The 18,924-nt window shown below is 54.6% G+C and carries 20 protein-coding genes and 1 pseudogene; 4 read left to right on the top strand and 17 right to left on the bottom strand.

What is annotated here, in order from left to right; translation table 11 throughout:
• The first annotated feature begins 221 nt into the window (after positions 1 to 221).
• The 3 genes from ACM1ZW_RS25665 (at position 222) to ACM1ZW_RS25655 (ending at position 3,893) form a co-directional block, all read left to right on the top strand.
• Positions 222 to 845 carry a DJ-1/PfpI family protein gene (locus ACM1ZW_RS25665; protein WP_414880397.1) on the top strand — a complete coding sequence of 208 codons (624 nt, stop codon included), beginning with the start codon at positions 222 to 224 and terminating at the stop codon, positions 843 to 845.
• A 100-nt stretch (positions 846 to 945) separates the two neighbouring features.
• Complete coding sequence (locus ACM1ZW_RS25660) at positions 946 to 1,626, top strand: glutathione S-transferase family protein (protein ID WP_017338986.1); 681 nt, start codon at positions 946 to 948, stop codon at positions 1,624 to 1,626.
• 194 nt (positions 1,627 to 1,820) lie between these two features.
• Positions 1,821 to 3,893: a pyridoxamine 5'-phosphate oxidase family protein gene (locus tag ACM1ZW_RS25655; RefSeq protein WP_414880398.1), complete on the top strand. Its 2,073-nt coding sequence runs from the start codon at positions 1,821 to 1,823 to the stop codon at positions 3,891 to 3,893.
• 17 nt (positions 3,894 to 3,910) lie between these two features.
• On the opposite strand, the gene grxC is transcribed toward ACM1ZW_RS25655, so the two are convergent.
• From grxC to cynS, 4 genes are all read right to left on the bottom strand, one after another.
• Complete coding sequence (grxC, locus tag ACM1ZW_RS25650) at positions 3,911 to 4,174, bottom strand: glutaredoxin 3 (RefSeq protein ID WP_017338984.1); 264 nt, start codon at positions 4,172 to 4,174, stop codon at positions 3,911 to 3,913.
• Between the two features lie 30 nt (positions 4,175 to 4,204).
• Complete coding sequence (locus ACM1ZW_RS25645; protein ID WP_017338983.1) at positions 4,205 to 4,867, bottom strand: carbonic anhydrase; 663 nt, start codon at positions 4,865 to 4,867, stop codon at positions 4,205 to 4,207.
• 38 nt (positions 4,868 to 4,905) lie between these two features.
• Positions 4,906 to 5,154 (bottom strand): DUF2790 domain-containing protein, encoded by a 249-nt coding sequence (locus ACM1ZW_RS25640; protein WP_017338982.1) that lies wholly within the window; start codon positions 5,152 to 5,154, stop codon positions 4,906 to 4,908.
• 104 nt (positions 5,155 to 5,258) lie between these two features.
• Entirely contained in the window at positions 5,259 to 5,726 is a 468-nt protein-coding gene (cynS, locus tag ACM1ZW_RS25635; RefSeq protein ID WP_416739619.1) for a cyanase, read from the bottom strand.
• A gap of 151 nt (positions 5,727 to 5,877) precedes the next feature.
• On the opposite strand from cynS, the gene ACM1ZW_RS25630 reads away from it, so the two are divergent.
• Positions 5,878 to 6,420 carry a hypothetical protein gene (locus ACM1ZW_RS25630; protein ID WP_144425262.1) on the top strand — a complete coding sequence of 181 codons (543 nt, stop codon included), beginning with the start codon at positions 5,878 to 5,880 and terminating at the stop codon, positions 6,418 to 6,420.
• A 210-nt stretch (positions 6,421 to 6,630) separates the two neighbouring features.
• On the opposite strand, the gene ACM1ZW_RS25625 is transcribed toward ACM1ZW_RS25630, so the two are convergent.
• From ACM1ZW_RS25625 to ACM1ZW_RS25565, 13 genes and pseudogenes are all read right to left on the bottom strand, one after another.
• On the bottom strand, positions 6,631 to 7,107 hold the full coding sequence (locus ACM1ZW_RS25625) for a DUF1348 family protein (RefSeq protein ID WP_017338979.1): 477 nt from the start codon (positions 7,105 to 7,107) through the stop codon (positions 6,631 to 6,633).
• Between the two features lie 68 nt (positions 7,108 to 7,175).
• On the bottom strand, positions 7,176 to 7,808 hold the full coding sequence (locus ACM1ZW_RS25620; RefSeq protein ID WP_017338978.1) for a carbonic anhydrase: 633 nt from the start codon (positions 7,806 to 7,808) through the stop codon (positions 7,176 to 7,178).
• A 230-nt stretch (positions 7,809 to 8,038) separates the two neighbouring features.
• Positions 8,039 to 8,986: a LysR substrate-binding domain-containing protein gene (locus ACM1ZW_RS25615; RefSeq protein WP_414883897.1), complete on the bottom strand. Its 948-nt coding sequence runs from the start codon at positions 8,984 to 8,986 to the stop codon at positions 8,039 to 8,041.
• A gap of 359 nt (positions 8,987 to 9,345) precedes the next feature.
• A complete protein-coding gene (locus ACM1ZW_RS25610; protein ID WP_414880404.1) occupies positions 9,346 to 9,738 on the bottom strand; it encodes a response regulator transcription factor in 393 nt (130 codons plus the stop codon).
• A 113-nt stretch (positions 9,739 to 9,851) separates the two neighbouring features.
• Entirely contained in the window at positions 9,852 to 10,427 is a 576-nt protein-coding gene (locus ACM1ZW_RS25605; protein WP_416740846.1) for a response regulator transcription factor, read from the bottom strand.
• Between the two features lie 62 nt (positions 10,428 to 10,489).
• The gene (locus ACM1ZW_RS25600; protein WP_414880406.1) at positions 10,490 to 12,328 is read right to left on the bottom strand and encodes an ATP-binding protein; all 1,839 of its coding nucleotides are present in this window, start codon (positions 12,326 to 12,328) and stop codon (positions 10,490 to 10,492) included.
• Between the two features lie 189 nt (positions 12,329 to 12,517).
• The gene (locus ACM1ZW_RS25595) at positions 12,518 to 13,117 is read right to left on the bottom strand and encodes a lecithin retinol acyltransferase family protein (RefSeq protein ID WP_414880407.1); all 600 of its coding nucleotides are present in this window, start codon (positions 13,115 to 13,117) and stop codon (positions 12,518 to 12,520) included.
• 305 nt (positions 13,118 to 13,422) lie between these two features.
• Positions 13,423 to 13,530: pseudogene (locus ACM1ZW_RS25590) on the bottom strand (LysE family translocator); the annotation flags it as partial.
• A gap of 248 nt (positions 13,531 to 13,778) precedes the next feature.
• Entirely contained in the window at positions 13,779 to 14,636 is an 858-nt protein-coding gene (locus ACM1ZW_RS25585; RefSeq protein ID WP_017338971.1) for an isocitrate lyase/PEP mutase family protein, read from the bottom strand.
• Between the two features lie 20 nt (positions 14,637 to 14,656).
• Positions 14,657 to 15,169 carry a 3-isopropylmalate dehydratase gene (locus ACM1ZW_RS25580; protein WP_017338970.1) on the bottom strand — a complete coding sequence of 171 codons (513 nt, stop codon included), beginning with the start codon at positions 15,167 to 15,169 and terminating at the stop codon, positions 14,657 to 14,659.
• Between the two features lie 9 nt (positions 15,170 to 15,178).
• Positions 15,179 to 16,435 (bottom strand): 3-isopropylmalate dehydratase large subunit, encoded by a 1,257-nt coding sequence (locus tag ACM1ZW_RS25575; protein WP_017338969.1) that lies wholly within the window; start codon positions 16,433 to 16,435, stop codon positions 15,179 to 15,181.
• A gap of 206 nt (positions 16,436 to 16,641) precedes the next feature.
• Positions 16,642 to 17,949 (bottom strand): MFS transporter, encoded by a 1,308-nt coding sequence (locus tag ACM1ZW_RS25570; protein ID WP_416739618.1) that lies wholly within the window; start codon positions 17,947 to 17,949, stop codon positions 16,642 to 16,644.
• 207 nt (positions 17,950 to 18,156) lie between these two features.
• Positions 18,157 to 18,918 carry an SDR family NAD(P)-dependent oxidoreductase gene (locus tag ACM1ZW_RS25565; protein ID WP_017338967.1) on the bottom strand — a complete coding sequence of 254 codons (762 nt, stop codon included), beginning with the start codon at positions 18,916 to 18,918 and terminating at the stop codon, positions 18,157 to 18,159.
• Positions 18,919 to 18,924 lie beyond the last annotated feature (6 nt).

Genomic DNA, 18,924 nt, shown 5'->3' with positions numbered 1-18,924 from the left:
CAGTGGCAGCTGTTTCAAACAGGCAGGCAACGACTGTCGGATTGGACACCATCATCCCAAGGGACGCGTCTTTGACTACGACAGTCTTCTTCGCGTGTGCCCGCTCGGGCATTTCAGTGCGCGAAATAGTGGATTGTATTTTCTGGTCGTTCTCTACATCGCGCTTAAGGCGGAGCATAAGCACACACTCTTCCATGCTGTACCGCAGAGGCTAATGACTGATGAAACGCGTGCTTATGTTACTGGCCAACGGCGTGGAGCCCCTGGAAATGGCCGCTTTTACCGATGTGCTTGGCTGGGCCAACCTGCTGGGTGATCACCCTGTGGAACTGGTCAACGCCGGCCTTCGCAGAAAGATCGTGACCACCTTTGGCCTCATGCTCAATCCGAGTTTTTTATTGAGCGATCTGGACGTGAGCAGCTTCGATGCCCTGGCACTGCCGGGTGGTTTTGAACCGTCGGGTTTTTACGAGGAAGCCTTGAGTGAACCCTTCCTGGCGACCATCCGGCATTTCGTCGAAGCGGGTAAACCCGTCGCCAGCGTGTGCGTGTCTTCCGTATGCCTCGGCGTGGCCGGCGTGTTGCGTGACAGGAACGCTACGACCTATCACCAGGAGGGAGGCAAGCGGAAAAACCAACTGTTGGAAACCGGTGCACGCTTTGTCGATCGCCCCGTGGTTGTCGATGACCAGATCATCACGTCAAGCGGGCCGGGGACTGCCACTGAAGTTGCATTCGTACTGCTCGAAAAAATAACCAGCGTCGAAAATGCCGCTGTTATCCGCAAGAAGATGCGCTTCGCCACCCCCAGCCGTGATTGGTACGAAACGCCGCAAGTGCCCTGAAATGATCCGCCAACTCCGACGGCGTTCATGGCTGCCTTGAGCTGAGCACTGACGAGTATGTGACCTAGGTTTTCATTCTGTTGCCGAATTGGGGAACCCAATGTTCAATCTTTCCAGTGCTGTCGATTACTATTACTGGCCAACCCCCAACGGGCAGAAGGTCGCCATTTTTCTGGAGGAGTCGGAACATCCCTACGTCGCGCACCCCGTCAATATCAGCAATGGTGAGCAATTTTCCACCGAGTTCACCCGGATTTCGCCCAATCAGCGTATTCCAGCGATAGTCGACAGAGAGACTGGGGTATCGGTCTTTGAGTCAGGGGCGATTTTGTTGTACCTGGCTCAGCGTCGCGGGCAATTCATGCCCGCCGATGCGAAAGGGGCGGCTGAAGTCATGCAGTGGCTGTTCTGGCAAGCGGCGAACCTGGGGCCGATATTGGGACAGACAGTGTTCTTCCTGAATTACGCCGCTGAACATGTGCCGCTCGCCGTGTCACGGTTCAGTAAAGAGACCGAACGTTTGTATGGCGTTCTGGAGCAGCAATTGAGCGAACGGCCTTATGTCGCCGGCGAGTACTCCATTGCCGATATGGCGATCTATCCTTGGGTGCTGCAACATGACAAGCAAGGAATGACGCTCGATGGTTATCCTAACGTCGCCGCTTGGCTAGAGAAAATCAGTAAGCGTCCAGCAGTGGTTCGCGCCTACGTTAAAGGCGAGCGAATTCGTCCATCTGGTCAAACTGATCAAGACAGAAAAAAGCTATATGGGCTTCCATAGCGGGGTCGCTACCCCCCTTAGGCGATTCCGGGTTGCTCGAGTGCGTGCAGGGTCTGTATCGAGCTTCCTGAGGTTGCAAAACGCAGAGTTGATGATCACCGGCAATGGCGTATTTACCCCGCTGCCGGGGATTCAACCATTCCTCGCCGGGCGGCGGGTGAAGGACACCTGTTTACGAATGCGTAGAGGTGATCATGAGTCAGTCGGACGCGCCAGGAACAACCCCTTGGCATGCGGGTGAGCGTGAATTGCAGGAAAGCGTCGGCGTCGCCGATCAAATGGAGATATTCGGACGCAAGGTCGTGCGTGACTTCATGCCTGATCAGCATCGATTGTTTTACAACCAGTTGCCTTACCTGGTGGTGGGCGCGGTCGATGAACAAGGGATGCCTTGGGCCACGTTGATCGAAGGCCCCCCTGGCTTCATCCATTCTCCCGATCCGCGAATGCTGCAACTCGACCGCCTGCCCGCCGAGGGTGATCCGGTTCGGGCGGCCCTTAAGCAGGGCGCTGCGGTGGGACTGCTGGGTATTGACCTGAAGACCCGAAGGCGCAATCGCATGAACGGCAACATCAGTACCGCCTCGTCAGGCGGTTTTGCCGTTTCTGTGGTGCACGCTTTCGGCAACTGCCCGCAATACATCCAGTTGCGAGGCGTTGAGCCGGTCAGCCTTGGCCAAGCCTCGGCAAACGTGGCGGTCGAATGCCTCAGTGAACTGGATGAAGCCGCGAAGGCGACCATCAGCAAGGCCGATACCTTTTTCATCGCCAGCTATGTCGACCTGGATGGCGACGCAACCCGGCGCTCGGTAGACGTTTCTCACCGAGGTGGCAATTCAGGTTTCGTCAGGATAGAAAGCAACGTGCTGACGATTCCCGATTTCGCCGGCAACCTGCACTTCAACACCTTGGGTAATTTCCTGCTCAACCCGCGCGCGGGGCTGGTGTTCATCGATTTTGAAACAGGCGACATGCTGCAAGTCAGCGGGCGTACCGAGATCATCCTCGAGGGGCCGGAGATTGCCGCCTTTCAGGGGGCCGAACGGCTCTGGACGCTGACCGTGGAACAGGTGGTTCGACGTCAGGCTGTGTTGGCCCTCCGTTGGCGGTTTGAAGGTTTTTCACCTAACAGCCTGATGACGGGCAGCTGGAAGCAAGCTGAGGGCCGATTGCAAGCCGATTACCTGCGCGATCAATGGCGGCCGCTGAGGGTGACGCGGATCGTTGACGAGAGCAGTTCCATTCGCTCCTTCTATTTTGAACCGGCCGATGGCGCGGGCATACCGCGGTTCGAGGCTGGCCAACATCTGCCGGTTCGCTTTTGCCTTGCTGAAGGACAGGCGCCTCTGGTCAGAACCTACAGCCTGTCGAGTGCGCCGTCGGACAGTTTTTTCCGCATCAGCGTCAAGCGTGACGGACTCATCTCGTCGCATCTGCACGACCGCGTTCAGGTAGGGGATCTGGTCGAAGCCCGCGCCCCTCAAGGGCGTTTCACGGTGCAAGCCGATGAATATCGACCGTTGGTTTTGCTGGCCGCGGGCGTGGGCGTGACGCCACTGCTGTCGATGCTGCGCGAAGTGATTTATGAAGGCGAACGCATCCGTCGCACTCGACCCACCTGGTTCATCCAAAGTGCGCGCAGCCTGGGTGAACTCGGGTTTCGCGATGAGCTTTACGAACTGGCGACTCGAGCCAAGGATAAAATTCGTGCGCTGCGCCTGCTCAGCCAGCCGGAAACTCATGCTCGCGTTGGTGAGGATTTTGAGGTGGCGGGGCGGGTGGATGTCGAACTGCTCAAGGCTTTGCTGCCGCTGGACGATTACGACTTTTACCTGTGTGGCCCTGGTGCTTTTACCCAGGCGCTTTACGACGGCCTGCGTCAGTTGCGTATTGGCGATGACCGTATTCACGCGGAGACTTTCGGTCCTTCGACCCTGGTTCGCCAACGGGATCATTTAACCCCGGCGGTCGAGCAGATACCCGCGGCAAGCAGCCCGGTCAAAGTGCTGTTTTCGGCGTCGGCGAAGGAAGCTCGTTGGGAGCCGGGTGGCGGGAGTTTACTGGAACTGGCCGAGAGCCGCGGCCTGAACCCGGACTTCAGTTGCCGGGGCGGATCGTGCGGTACATGCCGGACCCGATTGGTCAGTGGCCAAGTGCATTATCTGAACCTGCCGGCTGAGATGCCGGCCGAAGGGGAAGTACTGATTTGCTGTGCGGTGCCAGCGCAAGCCAAGGAGGGCGACGCCCCCCTGGTGCTGGAATTGTGAGCTGGCGTCATCGGTGCTCATCCCGCCATGCGCGGGTTGAGTACCGGGTCGATGCCGCCTTCGCTTTCAAGTTGAGCCAGGTCATCGAAGCCGCCAACGTGCCAGTTGCCGAAGAAGATCTGCGGGACGGTATGGCGACCGCTTCGGCTGATCATTTCGTTTTTCACGTCGACTGAGCGCACATCGATTTCCTTGTACGCCACCCCTTTGGTATCGAGCAAACGCTTGGCATTGCGGCAGTAGGGGCAGGTCGTGGTGGTGTACATAGTGACTTCAAGCATGTTGAGTACTCCTGGAAATTAGTGGCTGATTCAGGCAACAGCTTTTGCTGGACGGGCATGAACGGCAACGGTGTTCGGATGCTTGACCAGTGACTTGAAGGTCTTGTTGTCGGCGTCCAGGGCGTCGATTGAACCGGTCCCGATGTCGTAGACCCAGCCATGCAGATTCACCAGACCTTTTTCCTGAGCCAGGCGCACGCTTGGATGAGTCTGAATGTTGGCCAGTTGGGCAATGACGTTTTCACGCACCATGGAACTGACTTTGGCGCTTTCACTGGCGTGAGGACGCGATTCGTTGATGACTTTCGCCGACTCGGCATGCTGCAACCAACCGGCGACCGCAGGCAGGTGATCCATGCACTTGCACTTGGCGACAGCGGTCATGGCACCACAATCGGAATGGCCGCAGATCACGATATCAGTCACGCCCAGTACGGCGACGGCGTATTCGACCGTGGCCGACACACCGCCGGAATGAGGGCTGTAGGACGGCACGATGTTGCCAGCGTTACGGATTACGAACAGTTCGCCAGGCTCTTGCTGGGTCAACAGTTCCGGTACGACGCGGCTGTCGGAACAGGTGATGAACAAGGTGCCCGGATGTTGCGTGGTGGCCAGGTGTTTGAACAGGTCAGTGCGTTGTGGGAATGCTTCTTTTTGGAACTTCAAAAAACCTTCGATGAGCGCTTTCATGATGTTTTACCTTTCATTGAGTATTGAGTGAGTGACCGTCAGTTGGTGCAGCCGCTACCGATCACGCTGTATTCCAGGATGTGGGTTTCACCGTGCGAATCACGGTAAGCCATTTGCACGGCTGTCGGACCGCAGACATCCGCCGTCGGGGTGATGTGAATGACTTTGGCGATATCCAGCTGCATGCCATACGCATATGGAATGGCCTCCGGTGCGACTACGGCTGGCTGGGCGTAGGCCGACAGCGAAGCGGTCAGTGACAGGGCAAGAAACAGAATTTTTTTCATGACGGATCCTCCATTCAAATGTGGTGATTGATCGAAAAGGGTTAAGAATTTTTTTGAAGCAGGCCCGCAAGGCTGCGGGCCGATTTACAGGTCCGGTTGCATCCTTAGAAAGGACGCAGTGGCAGGAACTTGCCGTCGAGGGTGATCACTGCACGGTGACCGCCTTCCGGATCTTCAACTTTCTGCATGTTCAGCTTGAAGTTGATCGCGCTGATGATGCCGTCGCCGAACTGTTCGTGAACCAGGGCTTTCAGGGTGGTGCCGTAGATCTGAATCATTTCGTAGAAGCGGTAGATGGTCGGGTCCGTTGGAACACCCGACAGGCTGCCGCGCAGTGGGATGATTTGCAGACGGGCGACCGAGTCGGCGTCCAGGTCCAGTTTGTCGCCGATCACTTTGGCTGCGGCTTCAGGCAGTGGATGCTGGCCGAGCAGGGCGGCGGTGACATAAGCCAGACCGAGGCCGGTGCCTTGGGCCACGTCTTCGAAGGACAGGTTTTTACGCGCCTTGGCGTCGAGGATTTTCGCGGTCAGCTCGAGGCTGGAGTCGTTGTAAGCGTGGGACTGTTGCATGGTGTTTCTCCTATCGGGTTTGCTTGGTGGCGGTTGCCAGGTTGGTGTTGCTTGGGTGTGAAGCAATCTTCTGCCGTTTGCTCCATAGCGTCCAAGACCGATATACAATCCTGCGCATAGGTGGTTCCTATAGATGCAGGTCGGAGTGTTGATGAACGTTGAAAACTCAGAGGCACTGCTATTGATCCCCAACGGCTTTCCGGTGTGGATTGACGTAGCCCAGGCAAGCATTGGAGGGGCGGGCACGGCGATGCGCTTTGTGTTGCCCTTACAGGCTCACAACCTACCGTTGATGCATCGTCAGGAAACCAAACTGGTGGTGGCGCTCAAGGGCGAACTGGATATTCGTGCCGGTCGACAGCGAATCGCCTTACTTCAGGAAGGCGAGGCTATAAAACTCGCTCCCGGGATCGCTCACCGCATCCATCAGCGTGGAACGGTGGCGAGCACTGTCGGTGCGGTGTTATGGCCAGGTGCGGTCGAACAAGCATTTCGAGAACTTGCGGTGGCCGCCCTTGAAAAGGCTTACCAACGCAGCGACATGATTGAGATCCTCGCTCGTTACGATGTGGTCTGGACCACGCAATCCCATGACCATGATCCTGAATCGATAACGGTCCGGCCTTTCCGGGATTGGCTAAGCGATCTGCCAGAGGCATTGGCGAGGCTGTTGGCGCTGCGGTGGGGAGGGTGAAGCTTTCGCCTCGATCTGGCCGACGAGGCGAAGCTTTGTGTAAGTCGCAGAGGGGAAAGTCAAGGACAGGCGCAATCTACTTCCACAGCCGTAATTTTTTAGGGAGTAACGGCCTGCAGTCGTCTGCCTTTGACACTTACAAATTTTCGTGTGAAGAGCGCACTACTCTCCAAACCACGTTTCGCTACATCGTCTGTCGAACGCCAATGGTTACAGGCCTAGATCAGAAAGACCTGGATGATCGTCAGGGCGACGGCCTAACGGCCAACGAAATTTTCGCTCCGATTCTTTGATTGGCATGTCATTGACGCAGGCAAACCGATGAGCCATCAGTCCGTTTTCAGCAAACTCCCAATTCTCGTTTCCGTATGAGCGATACCAATGACCGGAGTCATCGTGCCATTCGTAGGCGTAACGTACCGCGATGCGGTTATCGGTAAATGCCCACAACTCTTTGATCAGTCGATAGTCCAGCTCTTTGTTCCATTTTCGGGTGAGGAATGCTGCGGCTTCAGACCTGTTTACTGCGAAGTCGACTCGATTTCGCCACTGGGTATCAGTGGTGTAAGCCAGTGAAACTTTTTCTGCATCGCGGGAGTTCCAGCCATCTTCTGCAAGCCGGACTTTAAGAATCGCCGATTCGCGATCGAAAGGGGGCAGTGGGGGACGGGTTTCAGATTCAGCCATGATTTTCACTCCGAATGTGTGGGGACATCGTGGTCGAGCAGGCAATGTGCTTAGGCAACAGGTTAGTCCTATGCCGTAGTTTCCGGGAACTCCGCCAATGGAACGAATGTGTTGGTTCTGCCATCGAGCGCGACGATGGACCCTGTTTCGATGTCGTACACCCAACCATGCAGATTCAGTTTTTTCTGTTCCAAAGCCAATCTGACGCTGGGGTGGGTTTTCAGGTTGGAGAGCTGAGCGATAACATTTTCCCGAACCATCGAGCTGACACGTTCTTTATCGGATGCGTGGGTACGGGTCGCGTTCATAACTTTTGCGGACTCTGCATAGCTCATCCAGGCTGCCACTGCCGGTAAATGATTCAATGATCTGCCACTGGAAACCGCCGTCATTGCTCCGCAATCCGAGTGACCGCAAATGACGATGTCACGGACCCCGAGTACCGCAACGGCATACTCGACAGAGGCGGTGACACCCCCCGGCTGCGGCCCATAGGAGGGAACTATGTTTCCAGCGTTGCGTATAACGAACAGCTCTCCGGGTTCTTGCTGTGTGAGCAGTTCCGGAATGACTCTACTGTCGGAGCACGTGATAAATAACGTTTCTGGATTTTGAGTGGTGGCGAGATATTTGAAAAGATCCGTTCTCTGCGGGAAAACTTCTTTTTGAAACTTTATGAAGCCTTCGATGAGTGCTTTCATGTGCAAGTACCGGCGTTAAGCCTCTGTGTGAGATTGCGATGACCAATGTTATAAGTCTTGCTAAACATCGTCCAAGAATAAGAGGGAGTAACGATTTATCTGTTAGATAGGATGAATCTAATACTGTTGAACTTTTGTGCTGCCTGCGTATTGTTTAAGGGAGGTTGTGATTTTCCCTGCCAATTATTGAAATAATTAGCCTTGGTGGGTCTTAATTATTAACTGAAATCTTAAGCCGCTTCTTTTTTTGCACTAATTTCGATCAAGGTTCCACTTTTTTCACTTAAATAATCAGTAATTCTCGAGCGTAACCAACGCTCGCCTGGATCGTTGTCCAATGTGGCGCTCCATGACATGGATAGATCGAGAGTCGGGAGACTCATCGGAACGGGGTCCGCGCGTAAACCACCTTGTCGAATCATGGCCTTGGCCACGTAATCGGGTACGACGGCCAACATCTGCGTGTCCTCAAGCAGTGTTTTAAGCGCACTGTATTGCGGAACTGCCAGGATAATCTGGCGTTGCCGCCCCAGAGATCCCAACGCCCGGTCAATGTAATCGGACGCTTCACCGTTGACCGAAACAGAGACATGTGGCCGATTACAGTACTCGTTGAGGTCCAGTAGACCCGTGAGGGTGTTGGCACTTAAAACAGTCGGCCGGATGCTGCGCAGAAATTTTCGTTTGGCATTGGCGGGGAGTTCCCGGGAGTGGCACACGCCCAGTGACACCTCGCCCGTAGCCAGTTGGTTGGCCAGCAAAGAATGGTCGGTACGGCGCACGACGAAACTGACTTGAGGCGCTTCCATACGCAGTTGGCGAAGCAGGCCCGGCAGCAAGGAGTACTCCACATCATCGGAAAGTCCAATTCTGAAGACGTTGGTACTGGTCGTGGGATCAAATTCGCTAACATTGCTCAGCGCAGCCGCCATGTTGTCCAGCGCCGGAGTCAACGTGAGTTGTATTTCAAATGCTCTGCTCGTGGGCTCCATGGTTCGACCCATCCGAATAAACAGCGGATCATCGAAAAACTGACGCAACCGATTTAAGGAAGCACTGATTGCCGATTGACAGAGAAATAATTTCTCACCGGCGCGGGTAAGATTTCGTTCGTGCATCAGCGTTTCGAAAACGATCAGAAGGCTGAAGTCGATTTTGCGAAGATCGTTTCTATTCATCGTCATCACCAAAAGGGTTGCGGCCCGTTATTGTGCTTCGGCGCGCAAAGAGCGGTGTTCAAAGGACATCTGGCTCATTGCTTGTGAGCCTCTAGGCGGGCGGTAATAACCGAATCAATTAAACAGCGTTGATGGCTGATATTTAATTGAAATGCCGCTGTCGTTGGCTTGGTTGTATAGTGATTGATGATGACTTGCTTGGCACTTCTACGTAGGTTTTGTTTGTCTAGGGTGTAAGTGGTAAGGGCTAATACTTGAGTATGTAGGTGTTAGTTGAGTGGGTTAAGGCTGGGCGTCGGAAAAGAGACAGTTAATGTTGGCCGTTAAACCGCTGGGCTTTGCTGGACGCCTCGCGGTTGTCAATTTGTGACAAGGCCTGTCTCCCTATTTCTCAAGATTTGTTCAATACAGTCAATCATGACTTGTCCATCAAATGGTTTACTGAGAAAGCAGATCGCCCCTGCGGAATTTGCACGTTTGCGAACCAACTCCTCCGGGTATGCGGTGATGAAAATAATGGGGATGTCGTGCCCTTTACTGAGGAGTTCAGATTGCAGGTCCAGGCCAGTCATGCCCGGCATTTGAACGTCCGAGATCAGGCAGTCCGTGCTGTAGCTTTTGGCGCAGGCGAGAAAATCTTCGGCGCAGGAAAAAAGACTGGGTTCACAGCCCATGGAGCGCACCAGGCTACTGAGTGCTATTCGACCAGATTCGTCATCGTCGACAATGGAGATCACAGGGATTTTATTCATCGCGCAGATCCTGGCGCGATATCAATGGGTTCGAAACAGCTGAAAAGCTATCGCGCCAATTCCACTCTATTTGCCGATAGCCTTAAAAGAAATCATACACACGTATGTGTTGCTCAGCGTTTTGGTCCGATCCCCAGGGCTTGTGCCGTTCGAACCAGGTCTGCAAACGACTTTGCGTGCATTTTTTTCATCACATGCCCGCGATGGATTTTGACGGTGATTTCACTCAGATTCATTTCTCCCGCAATCTGTTTGTTCATCAGGCCCTTGGCTGCGTGGGCCATGACCTCTCGCTCCCGGGGTGTCAGCGTTTGGTAGCAGGCATGCATTTCGGCGTCCTGCTGGTCGATTTCCCGACGCTTGGCATCCCTGTGGTGAGCAGCGGCGACGGCATCCAGCAAATCCTGATCGCGGAACGGTTTGACCAGAAAATCCACGGCCCCGGCTTTCATCGCCTTGACTGACATGGCGATGTCTCCATGTCCGGAGATGAAGATGATGGGCAATGCGATCTTCGATTCCACTAACTGATGTTGGAACTCCAGGCCACTGGCGCCTTGAAGCCGTACATCGAGGACCAGACAGCTGGGCGCATCGGGATCGGGTAGTTGTAGAAATTCTGTCGGCGAGGCAAACGTCTGCACTTGGAGCCCCACCGAACGAAAGAGACTACTGAGCGCTTCGCGCATGGGGGCCTCGTCGTCAATCACAAAGACAACCGGGGCCTTATCTATGGAAGAAATATCTGCGTTCACGCAGGCTCCTCATTGCTGGAGGGGAAGGACAAGTGGAATACCGCGCCTTCACCTGCTTCACTTGTTGCCCAGATACGGCCACCGTGAGCATCAATGATCGATCGACAAATGGATAACCCCATACCCATTCCATCGGGCTTGGTGGTGTAGAAAGCGTTGAAGAGTTTAGGCATGCTTTGCGGCGAAATACCGGGGCCGTTGTCTTTGACATCAACGCACAGTTCGCCCGCATCAGAACGCCTGAGGCGCAAATGGAGTGTGCGATGTTTACCTTTGGTATTGGACATTGCCTGCACACCATTCATGATCAGATTGATGATGACCTGCTGAAGTTGGACACGGTCACCAATAATCTGGGCAACCTCAGTATCGTATTGATGGTCTAGCACAATTTTGTTCCGTCTGACCTCTCTGTCGACCAGTGCCAATGACTCTTCTATGACTTCCACGAGATCAACCGGGACGCTTTGAGGATCGGTCTTGCGTGACATTGCGCGGATACGTCGAATCACCTCGCTCGCTCGATGGGTCTCGCTCATCATCCGCTCCATTGCACTGCGCACCTCGTCGATGTCTGGCACCTCGCGATTCAACCAACGCAAACCGGCAGTGCCATTGGTGGTTACGGCCGCCAATGGCTGGTTGACTTCATGTGCTATCGATGCGGCCAGTTCACCCAACGTTGTGATTCGGGTCACGTGAGCCAATTCTGTCTGCGAGCGGTGGAGCGCTTCCTCAGACATTTTTGCATCGGTGACGTCCATCAGTGCTCCGATGTATTCAAAATTCCCGGCGGCATCCTGGACGGGATGAGCCAGCATTTGCACATGCTTGATCCGCCCGTCAGTCATCAAAAGCCGGTAGTCCACCTTGATGTGAGGCTCTTTCTGATAGGCGTGCTTGATTGATACTTTGACCACGTCCAGATCATCTGGATGGGTTTTTTTCAGGACGCTGGACAGCAGTGGTTCCTCGTCGTCGCCGAACTCGAATATCCGCCGAGCCTCGTCGGACCAATACATCTCGCCGCTTGGGATTTTCAGACCAATGCTCCCGGTCTGACTCAGCCATTGAGCACCGGCCAGAAACGCTTCGCTGCGTCGCAGGGCATTGATGGCCCTTTTTTGCTCGGTGATGTCGTTGTGAGTGGCCAAAACCGCTTTTGGTTGATTGCTCTCGTCCCGTGACAGGGAGCAACGACTTACAACCGTCACGGGTGTTCCGTCACGACGGTGTTCCACAACTTCGCCTTCCCATCGGCCGGTTTCAATCAGCGAGTTCATCACGTGCTCCCAGGTGAGCGTCAGCTGAGGCCGCAGGAGCTTTCGAAAATCCTGACCAATAGCTTGTGCTTTTGACCAGCCATACAAGGCTTCGGCGCCCGGGCTCCACGTGGTGATGATGCCATTCATGTCTCGAACGATGATGGCGTCGTGGGTTTGCGCGAGCATCCGCACCTGCTCCTGCAACTCGTCATTGGCCGCTTTGTTTTTCAGTGCCAGTAAAGTGGTGATACCGATCGCGGACAGGCTGACCAGGCAACGGGCGAACGCGGAGCTATTGAAGTCGCTGCCATGGGAAATAAAAAACGCAGCCAACGTCAATCCAAAGCAGGAGAGCGAAACGCCAATTACACCTTTCCGGGAAAACAGGTTCACCGACATCAAAATCACGGCGACGTAGAGCACCGCAATGGCGATATGGATGGAAGTGAGTGTGTCGATGATGAAGATGGCGGCTGAAAGCGTGGCGGCGCCAAATCTCTGGAGGTGCATATGAAGGGTAGGGGGGGCGGGATTTTCTACAGCTACCGTCGGTTCAATTGAGATTTTCATATCAATCAATAGGCCTGCTGGGAACGCATTTCGTTACGGGTGATTGCAGTGAACACCCCTGGCGAAATTGCAGCAAGCAAAACCCATATCCGAAAGCAAAGCGTTTTGGTTCGTGCCGGGAAACGACGTCGCTCCCGCGTTTCTATGAGTGAAGACAGCTAACATAAAGTTGGGGAAGCGTACGACAAACTAAGCTATCAAACCTGTCTTCGACGAGAAAAGTATGCGCACCAAGCGGAAAGGGCGATGGAGGTACTCGGTAACTTGTGCGCTGTAGCTATTGCCGTTAATACACCAATTGCAAAAGTGTTCGCAGTTGTTTGACAGTATTTTGTACTGTGATTCACCGACTCTCGACATGGCCCGCACAATGATCTCGTCGCTGGAAAAAGCGCACTGCTCCTGATCTACCCAGATGGAACTGCCGTTGCCGAAGCGATCCAGGTCAGTGACTTCGATAGGGCCGGCTTGCAGCGATGCACTCAATCCAGAGTAATGAGCGACCTTGCCATCGCCAAGGTAGATGCCGTGATGAACATAGAACTTGCGCGGACTCATCAGGTGCGATCCGGGGCTCAGGCGATCAGCGTCGCGGACTATGAAGGCTGCATGCTTTGAGTCTGCTTCCCATGGTGTTGGCGCACTGTTAACGCTGCAGACACGGGAACCGTTTTCAAAAAACGGGTCATTCACGCTTGATTCACATTCCATATTGACGACTACCGAGTTCAAACAGATCGAACCCAGGGAGGATACAATGCCAATTGTTTTCATCAGTAGCTTGTTCACGATGAAGTCCTCTGGAACCTTTGAAAGTAGAGTAACTTTCCAGAGGGAAATAAGCAGTCGTGCATAGGTTTGTAGCCGATAGTCACTGTATATGGGCGTCTCATACTTCAGTATTATTCCGGGCGCCAATCGAGTTCTATCCGAATCGATGACTCATCCGAGAGCCTCTCGCTCTGGTTGAGCCGACCTGACCGAAGGGGTTGTATCAAGTGCTCCAGTTGTTAAGGCAGTGATTTCGCGCCGGTTCCGACGCGAATGGGCGAACACCACAGTCGCCAATGAAACAGCTCTTCAATAATTGGGATTCAGGCTTGCTTTACCAGTGCCAGCCTTACGGAGAATCCTATGAGAAGAGTACCGAACAGCCATTGCTGAATACGTTGCGCCAGCGCGCTTCGTTCAAGCCAAAAGCCATCAATTTTTTTTCTTGAAGATAATCGTCGAAATGCATGGACGCCGGTACGCAAGTCCCGCCCAAGGAATGGTTTTTCTTCTGCTCATCACGATTTCCGGTGGTCGGGCAGCGTGAGGCGATGTCATCAATTGAAGAAACAATACAAGTATTGCCATCAGATTCATGGGCGGTTTCGCAGGATGGCCGATCAGTGTGTTCCGGCAGGCCGGATAGACTGGACACGTTCGAAATACATTGAGTTCGGCTTTAATCGTGACGGGCGTAGCGCAGCGCTCGCTCGGTAAACTCGCTGTAGCCCAGACGATGCTCAAACGCTTCAAAGTCTTCGATCAATGCGTCCGAGCGATTTGCGTCGGGGCTACTTGTAAATTGATCGAGTGCCACTTGCAGAGCCTTGCTCGCCGCCAGCAGGCAGAATGCGTAATCGATCACGACATCGGCAGCGCCATCCCACTCATCCCGATTGCGTATGCTGGGCAGGTTGATCACGATGTAGTTGCCCGGCACCTGCTTTTTGATTTCTCGCAACGTGGCCGGGTCTGCACCGTTCGCAAAAAAGTGCGTGATGCCGATTTGCGCAAACGCTTTCAAGCGTGTAACGCACTCATCGACATTGTGAGTCGCCCAGATGGCATCGGTTCGAGCGATGATGATGAATTCCGGGTTGCGTCGCGCATCCATGGCGGCCTGCAAACGTTGCAGCATCAGCTCTAACGGAATCAGCTTCTGTTCCAGATTGGTGTGTTTGCCACCGGCATGATCCTCGATATGAATAGCCGACACGCCCGCGTCTTCGAAGGCCTGCACAGTGCGCCAGATATTGGCGGGGTCGAAGAAACCACCCTCGGCATCAGCAATCACTGGCACGCTGACTGCGCCGCTGACCGACTTGGCATGCCGGGCCAGCTCATCCAGCGTCAGCACGCCGACGTCCGCCAGGCCAAATCCGGCGGCCGCCGTTGCATAGCTACCGACATAGACCGCCGGATAACCGGCCGCTTGTACCAGCATGGCGCTCAATGCATCGTAGGCCCCTGGAATCACTAGCGCCTTGGGGCCGCTGAAGGCTTCGGTCAGTGGGTAAAAGCTGTTCTTTGCGCGCATTTCGGTTCTCCTGAGGAAGTCTATCGGCATTGCCGTTGTTGTTTGATGTAGGGAATGAGCCCTCCGGCCTCGAGCACATGCAGGTCGGATTGGCTGAAGGGCCGGAACGTCAGTTCGGTGCCTTGACTGTGGTTGATCACCCGAAGGCGCTGCCAATCCACTTCAATCTCGTCCCAGCGCTTCACCAGTCGGGTGATGCCCGGGCATTCGATTTGCGGAAAGCCTTCGGCCATTTCTCCCCACCAGTAACCTGGCGAAAAGGACTCGGCGATCACCGCAGTGATACCCAATTGGCGCATGGCGATCATCGGTGGGTAGTGTGGATGCCCATAGCCGAAGTTGGCAGCACCGACCAACACGTCACCGGGTCGCATGTCCCGCGCAAAGTGTTCGTCGTAAGCACTCATGGCCAACTTGGCCAACGCTTCGGCATCGCTTGTGCGGATATTCTTGACCCCCACAATTTGATCGATATCGAAATTTTCCTCTTCGAATACGTAAGCCACACGGCCGCGTAGATTGAGCAGGCTCATGACGAATCCTCAAAGATAATGGCGAGGGTCAGCGACCTTGCCTTCGATTGCGGCAGCAGCCACAGCGGCGGCGCTGCACAGGTAGATTTCAGCGTCGGTACTGCCCATCCGACCACGTACGTTCAAGGTTCCGGTGGAAACGGCACGCTGTCCCGCATTCATGGTGCCTATCCGGCCATAGCAGTAGTCGCAACTGGGCGACGAGACAAAAGCGCCGGCCTCCACCAGCGTGGTCAACAAGCCTTCCCGGGCCGCTTCGGCCATGATGTGTTGACTGGTCGGAACGACATACAACGTGAAGCCAGGCGCCAATGTGCGGCCGCGAAGAATACGCGCCGCGATGCGCAGGTCTTCCAGGCGTCCGGAGGCGCAGGAACCGAGATAGCCGACTTGCACTTCCATACCGATGTACTCGGCAAGATCGCGGGTACCGGCGGAGCTGGGTGGAATGACAATAACCGGCTCGATAGCGCTCAAGTCGATGGTGTGGATCGCCTGATACCGGGCATCCGGATCGCTGTATACCGGCTCGAGAACTTTTCGAGCCAGAGGCAGGGCATAGTCAAGGCGCGCGGCATCAGGCGCGACAATCGCGGAAATTGCACCGGTGAACATCGCCAGGCCGGTAATGGTCTGCAAGCCTTCGACGGACAGGTTGGCGAGCCCGCGACCGCCCAACTCCATCACGCAGAACTGGCAGGCGCTCGGGCCCAGGGTTTTGACCAGATGATTCAGCACATCGCGGGCCATGACACCGTCTTGCAAATGGCCGATGAAATCGATCCGCACAGTCTCCGGCACTCGCAAGGAAACCGTATCCTGAACATAGGCTTGTAGCATGTTGCGGTGAATGCCCAGGGCTAATGTACCGAACGTTCCCAACTGCGAAATGTGTGGATCAAAATGCACAGCCAATGCGCCAGGCACCGCATAACCGACTTCAGCCGCCACCTGATGACCAATGCCGCGACGCTCGAATACTTCCACACCGTTACGCGTTGTCCAGTCCCGGGTTTCCTTGTGGAAGTTTTCTTCTTCCGGATTAATGGCCGGCACCATGTGATCGATAAATACGCCAAAGCGTTCTGGCTCTTTTACCTGGATAACCTGAAACTCGCTTTCCATTTCCTTGAAGTAGCGATCGGTATAACCGGGAAAGTCATATGCCAATACGAAATCCGGTTTGACTTGAACTTCATCGCCGGCGTTGACTGCTGCCAACCCAGCGGTACGGGCCAGAATCTTTTCAGTCATGGTGTAGCCCATAGGAATACTCCTGCGTGAGCGCAAATAATGGGTTGTCTATAAGTTGATTATTTGATTTTGATGCCGAACGGGCAAACGCATAATTCTGATTGCAGCCAGTCACTGTTCTAATTGATTGACGGAAAAAGCGCAGGACGAGACTGACTGAAATAAGACAGTCTCGTCCTGCGATGCGGTTACCTAATGGCTGAAATCAGAAAAGCATCTCAGACAACTACAGGTTTGTTTTGCGGTTCCAGGCGCACGAATCCCACCACCAGCAACGAGCCGATTACCAGCAACGCCGCGATGAGAAACAACCCGTTGTCCAGACTGCCTGTATTGGTCTTGATCAGGCCCAGCATGTAAGGGCTGGCCACGCCGCCCAACAAACCGATCGTGTTGACAAAGGCAATACCGCCCGGAGCAGCTTTGCCGGACAGATAGCACATGGGCATTGCCAAGGTAATCGGCATGGCAGAGAAGACCGCCGTGCTGGCCAGGGTCAAAGCTGCCATGGTCAGGAAGAAATTGTCGTGTACAAACGGAAGCAGACCGAGGCCTAGCGCCCCAAGCAAGGCACAGGTCGCTGCATGCCATCGACGCTCCATGACTTTGTCGGAGTGACGCGATATCAACACCATGCCAATGGCTGCGAAGCCGTAGGGAATGATCGACCACAGGCCGATCTGAGTGGAGGTTTTGATCCCGGCGTCCTGCATGAGCATGGGCATCCAGAAAGCCACGGCATAAATACCGCAAATCACGGTAAACCAGGCGAGAGCAATGTAATAAATGACCGGATCGCGCAACGCGTCGATAAAACCATGGTGGGCTGTTGACTGCCCGGTAACCAGTTCGGCCTTGATGCGATTTTTTTCTTCAGGTGTAAGCCAGCTTGCCGCGCCAGGGCGATCCGGCAACATCACCAATGCCATCAAACCCAGAAAAACCGAAGGAATACCTTCGAGCATGAACAGCCATTGCCATCCATGCAATCCGGCGTATTCATCCAGTGCGTCGAGCATCCAGCCGGAGATTGGCGCGCCGATCAAACCTGCGACTGCGGCACCACTGAGAAAAATAGCAGCCATCTGTGCCCTGCGTGCCGGTGGATACCACAGCGTCAGATACAACAGCACTCCGGGTGCAAAGCCGGCTTCGAAGACGCCCAATAAAAGCCGTAACAGATAAAACGACGTCGGACTGGTCACCAGCATCATGCAACTGGATACCAGCCCCCAGCAGATCATGATGCGGGCGATGGTCAAGCGGGCGCCTATTTTGTTCATCAGCAAATTACTGGGGATTTCACACATGAAATAACCGATAAAGAATACGCCGGCACCCAACCCGTAAACAGCATCGGTAAAGTTCAGATCAGCTTTCATTTGCACAGCGGCGAATCCGATATTGACCCGATCGAGATACGCAAACACATAGGCGATGAATAAATAGGGAAGCAAGCGCCAGGTTATTTTTTTGTAAGTGGCATCAAGCGGGTCGGATTTTCCGACGGTAGAGTTAGAGTGCATTATGTTGTCTCCGAAAATTATTATTGGAAGCACGAGAGAGCATCAACGCTGTTATTTATTGCGGTGTTTTTTTACGCGCGCGCGAAAACGTTACTGGCGATCATCTTTATGCCGCGGTATTTACTGTTGCCGTTTTTTAATTGATCAAGTTGTTGTGCGATCGCAAATGAAAGTGCACATCGGGTACCGATATGGAGCGTGGGGAATTTATTGCGCTTGCATGCGCAGTGCGGCGTCCAGCCGGATGACCGAGCCGTTGAGCATCGGATTTTCTATGATCGCGCCGACCATCGCGGAAAACTCGGACGGTTTTCCGAAGCGATGAGGAAACGGTATATCAGCGATCAGTCGCTCCTTGATGTCGGCGTCGATTGCCTCAAGCATCGCAGTGCCGAACAAGCCTGGCGCAATCGCCGTCACGCGAATGCCAAAACGTGCCAACTCCCTGGCTGCGGGCAATGTCATGGAGACGATTGCTCCCTTGGAGGCGGCATAGGCACTTTGGCCGATCTGGCCTTCATAGGCGGCTATCGAGGCGGTATTGATGATCACGCCTCGTTCACCATCATCGTTGGGCGTATTGTCTTTCATGGCGTCTGCCGCCAGACGCAGCCAGTTGAAGGTGCCCAACAGATTAATACGAATGACCCGTTCGAAATCACTGAGCGATGCCGGGCCCCGTTTGCCAATGATTCGCGCGGAAGGGGCAATGCCCGCACAATTGACCAGTACGTGAGGTCGTCCGACACGTTCCACAATCGTCTGCATGGCGATCCGAGACGCCTCGTCATCCGCCACGTCGCAGATGACTGCCAAGCCGTCAACTTTGCTGGCGACCTCGTGCACGGCCTGTTCGTTAAGGTCCACGATCACCACGCGGGCGCCACGCGCCGCAAGATCCTGGGCCGTTGCCTGGCCAAGACCTGAGCCGCCACCGGCGACCACCACAACCTTATTGTCGATATCCATCCTGTA

The sequence above is a fragment of the Pseudomonas sp. NFX71 genome, assembly GCF_048079215.1.
GTDB lineage: Bacteria > Pseudomonadota > Gammaproteobacteria > Pseudomonadales > Pseudomonadaceae > Aquipseudomonas > Aquipseudomonas fluorescens_B.
This window is presented reverse-complemented; position numbering and strand designations above follow the sequence as displayed.

Excerpts from the sequence above, each read along its gene's own strand:
- ACM1ZW_RS25630 (WP_144425262.1), top strand. The coding sequence starts at position 5,878 with ATGAACGTTGAAAACTCAGAGGCACTGCTATTGATCCCCAACGGCTTT.
- ACM1ZW_RS25570 (WP_416739618.1), bottom strand. The coding sequence starts at position 17,949 with ATGCACTCTAACTCTACCGTCGGAAAATCCGACCCGCTTGATGCCACT.
- ACM1ZW_RS25660 (WP_017338986.1), top strand. The coding sequence starts at position 946 with ATGTTCAATCTTTCCAGTGCTGTCGATTACTATTACTGGCCAACCCCC.
- ACM1ZW_RS25640 (WP_017338982.1), bottom strand. The coding sequence starts at position 5,154 with ATGAAAAAAATTCTGTTTCTTGCCCTGTCACTGACCGCTTCGCTGTCG.
- ACM1ZW_RS25565 (WP_017338967.1), bottom strand. The coding sequence starts at position 18,918 with ATGGATATCGACAATAAGGTTGTGGTGGTCGCCGGTGGCGGCTCAGGT.
- ACM1ZW_RS25575 (WP_017338969.1), bottom strand. The coding sequence starts at position 16,435 with ATGGGCTACACCATGACTGAAAAGATTCTGGCCCGTACCGCTGGGTTG.
- ACM1ZW_RS25605 (WP_416740846.1), bottom strand. The coding sequence starts at position 10,427 with ATGCGCGAAGCGCTCAGTAGTCTCTTTCGTTCGGTGGGGCTCCAAGTG.
- ACM1ZW_RS25625 (WP_017338979.1), bottom strand. The coding sequence starts at position 7,107 with ATGGCTGAATCTGAAACCCGTCCCCCACTGCCCCCTTTCGATCGCGAA.
- ACM1ZW_RS25600 (WP_414880406.1), bottom strand. The coding sequence starts at position 12,328 with ATGAAAATCTCAATTGAACCGACGGTAGCTGTAGAAAATCCCGCCCCC.
- grxC (WP_017338984.1), bottom strand. The coding sequence starts at position 4,174 with ATGCTTGAAGTCACTATGTACACCACCACGACCTGCCCCTACTGCCGC.
- ACM1ZW_RS25665 (WP_414880397.1), top strand. The coding sequence starts at position 222 with ATGAAACGCGTGCTTATGTTACTGGCCAACGGCGTGGAGCCCCTGGAA.
- ACM1ZW_RS25615 (WP_414883897.1), bottom strand. The coding sequence starts at position 8,986 with ATGAATAGAAACGATCTTCGCAAAATCGACTTCAGCCTTCTGATCGTT.
- ACM1ZW_RS25585 (WP_017338971.1), bottom strand. The coding sequence starts at position 14,636 with ATGCGCGCAAAGAACAGCTTTTACCCACTGACCGAAGCCTTCAGCGGC.
- ACM1ZW_RS25655 (WP_414880398.1), top strand. The coding sequence starts at position 1,821 with ATGAGTCAGTCGGACGCGCCAGGAACAACCCCTTGGCATGCGGGTGAG.
- ACM1ZW_RS25580 (WP_017338970.1), bottom strand. The coding sequence starts at position 15,169 with ATGAGCCTGCTCAATCTACGCGGCCGTGTGGCTTACGTATTCGAAGAG.
- ACM1ZW_RS25620 (WP_017338978.1), bottom strand. The coding sequence starts at position 7,808 with ATGAAAGCACTCATCGAAGGCTTCATAAAGTTTCAAAAAGAAGTTTTC.
- ACM1ZW_RS25610 (WP_414880404.1), bottom strand. The coding sequence starts at position 9,738 with ATGAATAAAATCCCTGTGATCTCCATTGTCGACGATGACGAATCTGGT.
- ACM1ZW_RS25645 (WP_017338983.1), bottom strand. The coding sequence starts at position 4,867 with ATGAAAGCGCTCATCGAAGGTTTTTTGAAGTTCCAAAAAGAAGCATTC.
- cynS (WP_416739619.1), bottom strand. The coding sequence starts at position 5,726 with ATGCAACAGTCCCACGCTTACAACGACTCCAGCCTCGAGCTGACCGCG.